5 protein-coding genes and 1 tRNA gene are annotated in these 5444 nt (G+C 66.9%); 2 read left to right on the top strand and 4 right to left on the bottom strand.

All coding sequences use genetic code 11. The features are described from left to right. Positions 1 to 85 precede the first annotated feature (85 nt). From JQ586_RS39910 to mnmA, 4 genes are all read right to left on the bottom strand, one after another. Positions 86 to 162 (bottom strand) — tRNA-Met (locus tag JQ586_RS39910). Positions 163 to 278: 116 nt separating this feature from the next. Then, positions 279 to 644 carry a hypothetical protein gene (locus JQ586_RS39905; RefSeq protein ID WP_212400099.1) on the bottom strand — a complete coding sequence of 122 codons (366 nt, stop codon included), beginning with the start codon at positions 642 to 644 and terminating at the stop codon, positions 279 to 281. A 53-nt stretch (positions 645 to 697) separates the two neighbouring features. After that, positions 698 to 1336, bottom strand: a complete 639-nt coding sequence (locus tag JQ586_RS39900) for a class I SAM-dependent methyltransferase (RefSeq protein WP_212400098.1) — start codon at positions 1334 to 1336, stop codon at positions 698 to 700. Between the two features lie 24 nt (positions 1337 to 1360). Beyond that, positions 1361 to 2545 carry a tRNA 2-thiouridine(34) synthase MnmA gene (mnmA, locus tag JQ586_RS39895; protein WP_212400100.1) on the bottom strand — a complete coding sequence of 395 codons (1185 nt, stop codon included), beginning with the start codon at positions 2543 to 2545 and terminating at the stop codon, positions 1361 to 1363. 359 nt (positions 2546 to 2904) lie between these two features. Between mnmA and JQ586_RS41435 the strand changes: the two genes are divergently transcribed. Both JQ586_RS41435 and JQ586_RS39885 read left to right on the top strand, forming a co-directional pair. Beyond that, positions 2905 to 4494 carry a flagellar hook-length control protein FliK gene (locus tag JQ586_RS41435; RefSeq protein WP_212400097.1) on the top strand — a complete coding sequence of 530 codons (1590 nt, stop codon included), beginning with the start codon at positions 2905 to 2907 and terminating at the stop codon, positions 4492 to 4494. A gap of 10 nt (positions 4495 to 4504) precedes the next feature. Further along, a complete protein-coding gene (locus JQ586_RS39885; protein WP_212400096.1) occupies positions 4505 to 5209 on the top strand; it encodes a flagellar hook assembly protein FlgD in 705 nt (234 codons plus the stop codon). Positions 5210 to 5444: the final 235 nt, after the last annotated feature.

The following is a 5444-nucleotide window of genomic DNA, read 5'->3' as shown; positions in this document are numbered from 1 at the left end:
CTCGACAATCCGTTCGGCACGAGGTTGTCACCCATGTCTTAGGTACGTTCCGTTACCTATGTGTCCGGGCTGGACAGGGGAACATTGGTAGCGGGGGAGGGACTCGAACCCCCGACCCCAGGATTATGATTCCCGTGCTCTAACCAGCTGAGCTACCCCGCCACGGCGTCGCTGCCGGCGGCATCGAGGCTGCGGGCGCGAACGCGCGGCATATAAAGAGTGGGGCGCGCGCCTGTCAAGCAAACCCGGCTCGATCAGCAACATATTGGAGACAGGGGTTATTTCGGCCGGATCGAGGGATCGCCGCCAGGACTGCCGGGTGGCGGGATGACGGGCGTGTTGCCGCCCTCGGGCGTCGGCGCCCGCATCTCCGGATCGACCCCGGCGGGCGGGCACAGCACCCCGTCGGATCGGGCGAGCTTGTCGCCCAAGGGCGCCCTGCTCTGGCCGATCGTGGTTCCCTCCGGAGCCGCCGTGCCAGGATGCGTGGACTGCTCCATCGGCGCACAATTGGCGGCGCGTTGAGGCTGTGGCGGCGCGGTCTGCGCCGGCGGCGTCGCGGGCGCCGGCGGCGCCTGCGCGGCGGCAACCGCGGGCAACGCCATCAGCGCACAGGACAGGGCAAGCGTTCGATTGATCCTCATGCCAGGAAAACCACGCCGACACGCCGATGTTCCCTGCAAAAATTGCTGCGGCCTCACGATTTGCGGAAGCGGATCAGCGAGAAATGCCCCATCGGCGGCATCGGGCGGCGTTCGGCGAGGCTGACGCCGCCATGTTTCGTCGCCCAGTCGGTCAGCCGCGCCCATGGGAATTCCGGGCGCCAGCCGAGCCGTCGCGCCAGCGGCGCGAAGGCAAGCTCGAAGACACGGCGCGGCCCGCCTTCGGCACCGATGTGATTGACCAGGATCAGCTCGCCGCCGGGCTTCAGCACGCGAACGAAATCGTCAAGCGTCGCCTCGGGATCCGGCACCGCGGTGATGACATATTGCGCGACCACCGCATCGAAGAACGCGTCCGGGAATGCGAGGTTCTTGGCGTCCATCACCGCCAGCGCCTCGACATTGCTCAGGCCCAGCGCGCGCACGCGCTGCTGTGCCCGCCGCAGCATCGGCTCGGAAATGTCGACGCCGCACAGCCGCGTCGTGCGCGAATAATCCGACAGCGACAGCCCGGTGCCGACGCCGACATCGAGCACGCGGCCTCCGATCCGGTCGGCCTCCGCGATCGTCGACTGGCGACCCTGATCGAACACCTTGCCGAACACCAGATCGTAGATCGGCGCCCAGCGGCCATACGCCTTTTCGACCCCCTCGCGGTCGATGTCCCCAGCCATTCCCCTGCCCCGAAGCCTCTTCCTCTATTCTGCGAGCGTCGCCATTGCATCGCGCGCCGCCGATATCACCACCCGGCTCGCGCTTGCGCTCTTGATGAAGCCACCGCCCAGCACGCGCGCCTGCCCTGAAGGCGCGTCGTAGAACACGCAGGCCTGGCCAGGCGATACGCCCTCCTCGCCGGCGACGAGCTCGACCTCATAGCCACCACTGGCAGCGCGCAGCCATGCCGGCTGCGGCGCACGGGTCGAACGCACGCGGACATGGATCTCGATGCCCTCGCCGATCACACGATCAAGCCGGCCGTCGCCGATCCAGTTGACGTCGCGCAGCGCGATGCGGTCCATGCGCAGCGCCTCGCGCGGCCCGACCACGACACGGCGGCTCGCCGCATCGAGCCTGACCACATAAAGCGGGCTGCCTGAGGCGATGCCGAGCCCCTTGCGCTGGCCGACGGTGAAATGAACGATGCCCTGGTGCTGGCCGATGACATTGCCGTTGAGATCGACGATGTCGCCGGGCGCGATCGCATTCGGCTTCAGGCGGCCGATGATGTCGGTGTAGCGGCCGGTCGGCACGAAGCAGATGTCCTGGCTGTCCTGCTTGTCGGCGACCTCGAGGCCGAAGCGCCGCGCCAGCTCGCGGGTCTGCGGCTTGGTCATGTCGCCGAGAGGGAAGCGCAGGAAGTCGAGCTGCTCGCGCGTGGTCGCGAACAGGAAGTAGCTCTGGTCGCGATCGGCATCGGCCGCGCAGATCAGCGAGCGTGATCCGTCGGCGAGGCGGCGCGAGGCGACGTAGTGACCGGTGGCGAGCGCCTGTGCGCCGAGCTCACGCGCGGTCGCGAGCAGATCGCGAAACTTGACGGTGCGGTTGCACTCGATGCACGGCACCGGCGTTTCGCCGAGCGCATAGCTGTCGGCGAAATTGTCGATCACCTGCTCCCGGAAGCGGCTTTCATAATCGAGCACGTAATGCGGAATGCCGATCCTCTCCGCGACATTGCGCGCATCATGGATGTCGCGTCCGGCGCAGCAGGCGCCCTTGCGATGGGTCGCGGCACCGTGGTCGTAGAGCTGCAGCGTGATCCCGACCACGTCGTAGCCCTGCGACTTCAACAGCGCAGCCGTCACCGAGGAATCGACGCCGCCGGACATCGCGACGACGATCCGTGTATCCTCAGGGCGGCCTTCGAGATCGAGGTTGTTGAGCATCTTCAAGGGGTCATCGATCATTGTCGCGGCGAGCTTTCGGGGCCCCGCGACGGGATTTCAAAAAACTCTGTATTCAGAAAGTCCTGGAACGCGTTCAAAGGCCGGGTCGGTCGGATCGGAACGCGCTGGAGACTGCACTTTAATATAGGCCGTATTCCGGGGAGGCAATCACGCGAAACCGCGGGGGGACCGCGCGCAGGAGGCAAATCTTGCCGCCGGGCAAAAAACAGACCGCCGGGAACCGGTTCCGCTCACCACGTCGTGCAAATAAGCGATTGAAATAATTATACATTTTTCAACACCGGGACTGGCCCGGTCCTTGCTGACATCTGGCCGGAAGTCTCATTGCGAGGGTGGCTGTGGTCAGCGTCACATCGGAAACATTGGCGAGCCTGTCGTTTCAGCGGGCGGCCCAGCGGTCGGCGCGGCAGGAGCAGACCGTGCAGTCGGAGGGCAACAGCTTCGCTACCATGGTCGACGGCAACGATGCGGCCGGCAATGACAACCGCCTGCCCGACCCGTCCACCACCCAATCCGCGCCGCCGCCCGCCCGCCGGTCCGACGATTCCTCCTCGACGACGGACACATCGTCGCAGAAGACCGGCAACGCCGACAACACGAGCACCGGCACGAGCGCCCGCAACAGTACGACGCCGCGCAAGGACAAGTCGAAGTCGACCTCGAGTTCCGACGACTCCAAGCCGAGCAGCGACAGTCAATCCGGCGGCAGTGCGCAGGCGACCGGCCAGACCGACGTGACGCAGCAGGACGCGACGACTGCGACGGCGGTCGTCGCCACCGTGATTACCGCCACCACCGCGCCGGACAATACGGCACCGACCACGGCTGCGACATCCGACAAACCCGCGGCGCCGCTCGCGATCGCCGCGGCGGCGATTGCCGCAAGCTCGGCCATTGCGGCCACCGGAAAGCCTGTCGGGGCCGACGCCGCGGCCGCCGTCACTGCCGCCGCCACCGCAAACGGAGCCGACATCGCCAAGGCCGCCGGCGCGAAGACCGGCGCGCAGGTCACGACTGCTGCGGATGCCGCGACCGCGCAGGGCACAGCGACTGCAACCGGCGACGCAACCACCGGCACTGCGCTTGCGGCCACGGTTGTCGCAGCGGGCACACCAGCCGCCAGGACGACCGCCCGGCCCACCGCTCAACCCACCACTCAATTGACCGCGAAGGACGCGACGGCCGCGGCGCCGACTGCTCAAGCTGGCAGCACGGCCTCCAGCACCGGGGCGACACCCACGACTGTGGTTTCCGCCGTCGCTCAGGCGGCCCCAGTCGACGCCAAGGCCAGGGGCGATGACGGCGGCGACGCCGACAGCGCGAAGGCCGACGCTGACGCCGGCACTGCGGTGGCGGCACCTGCGACCAGCGGCCACACCGCTGCGCTGGGCATGCCCGACGCCAGCGCGCAGGCCGCGAATGCGATCCAGCCGCAGCTGCCCGCCACGCCCACGACGCCGGCGGCGGACGCACAATTGACTGCGACCGTCGCATCCCAAGGCGCCGCCGTTCCGCTCAGCGGCCTCGCGGTGCAGATCGCGGCCACCGCCAAGAGCGGCAGGAGCCGTTTCGATATCCGGCTCGATCCCGCCGAGCTCGGCCGCATCGACGTCCGGATCGACGTCGATCGCAACGGCAACGTGACGTCGCACCTCACCGTCGAACGGCCCGAGACGCTGTCGATGCTGCGCCAGGATGCCAATCAGTTGCAGCGCGCGCTCGACAATGCCGGCCTCTCGACCGGCAACAGCGGATTGCAGTTCAGCCTGCGCGACCAGTCGCAGTCGGGTCAGAACAGCAACGGCCAGTCGAATTCGAACGCCCACCAACTGATCGTCAGCGAGGAAGAGCCCGTTTCCGCCGCGGCAATCGGCCGCTCCTACGGCCGCGCGGCCGGCGCCCTCGGCGGCGTCGACATCAGCGTGTAAGGAGTTCACGATGACAGTCGATGCAACCATGCCGACACCGGTGGTCTCCGCACCAGGCACCAATTCCGGATCGACCTCCGGCAACAGCTCCGCATCGACGGCAACGCAGGGTATCGCCGACAACTTCCAGACCTTCCTGACGCTGCTGACGACGCAGCTCCAGAACCAGAACCCGCTCGATCCGCTCGACACCAACCAGTTCACCCAGCAGCTGGTGCAATTTGCCGGCGTCGAGCAGCAGCTCAAGGCAAACGACCAGCTGAAGTCGCTGGTCGATATCGAGAAGAGCGCGCAGTCGACGCAGGCGCTGATGTATGTCGGCAATACCGTCGCGGTCGACGGCAGCAAGGCAACGCTCGACAACTCGGCGACCTGGAACCTGACCGCGCCTGCGGGCACCAATGCCACCATCACGATCGCAAGCGCGAACGGCACCACCGCCTATTCCGGCAACTTCAACCTGACCCAGGGCAATTCCAGCTTCGTCTGGGACGGCAAGGGCAATGACGGCACCCAATGGCCGCCCGGCAGCTACACGCTGACCGCCACCGGCAAGGATTCGAACGGCAACACCATCTCGATCTCCACCGAAGTCCAGGGCATGGTCGACTCCGTCGACCTGACGGCGTCGCCCCCGCTGCTCTCGATCGGCGGGCAGAGCTACACCGCCGACAAGGTCAAGCGCGTGGTCCGCACCGCATCGAGCTCGAACTGACGATGCGCGGACATGCGACATGCGCGATGTGGTGGCTGGCGAAGGCTCGACCGCACACAACGACGCCGAAAGTGTTGCGCGGCTTGTGAGTCATGCATGCGCATTCTCGCGACATGATTTGTCCGAGTCTTATCCCTCGTTTCGCCCTCTCTTGATCGGAGGGCGCAGGGAAAGCCGGGTGCCGATCGCACCCATGGGCCCCGTGCAATGTAGCAAGCACGGGGGTAGGACCACA

The sequence above is a fragment of the Bradyrhizobium jicamae genome (genome assembly GCF_018130215.1).
Classification (GTDB): Bacteria; Pseudomonadota; Alphaproteobacteria; order Rhizobiales; family Xanthobacteraceae; genus Bradyrhizobium; species Bradyrhizobium jicamae_A.
This window is presented reverse-complemented; position numbering and strand designations above follow the sequence as displayed.

Bases quoted from the DNA above. Each gene is read 5' to 3' on its own strand.
- JQ586_RS39905 (WP_212400099.1), bottom strand. From the start codon at position 644: ATGAGGATCAATCGAACGCTTGCCCTGTCCTGTGCGCTGATGGCGTTG.
- JQ586_RS39900 (WP_212400098.1), bottom strand. From the start codon at position 1,336: ATGGCTGGGGACATCGACCGCGAGGGGGTCGAAAAGGCGTATGGCCGC.
- mnmA (WP_212400100.1), bottom strand. From the start codon at position 2,545: ATGCTCAACAACCTCGATCTCGAAGGCCGCCCTGAGGATACACGGATC.
- JQ586_RS39885 (WP_212400096.1), top strand. From the start codon at position 4,505: ATGACAGTCGATGCAACCATGCCGACACCGGTGGTCTCCGCACCAGGC.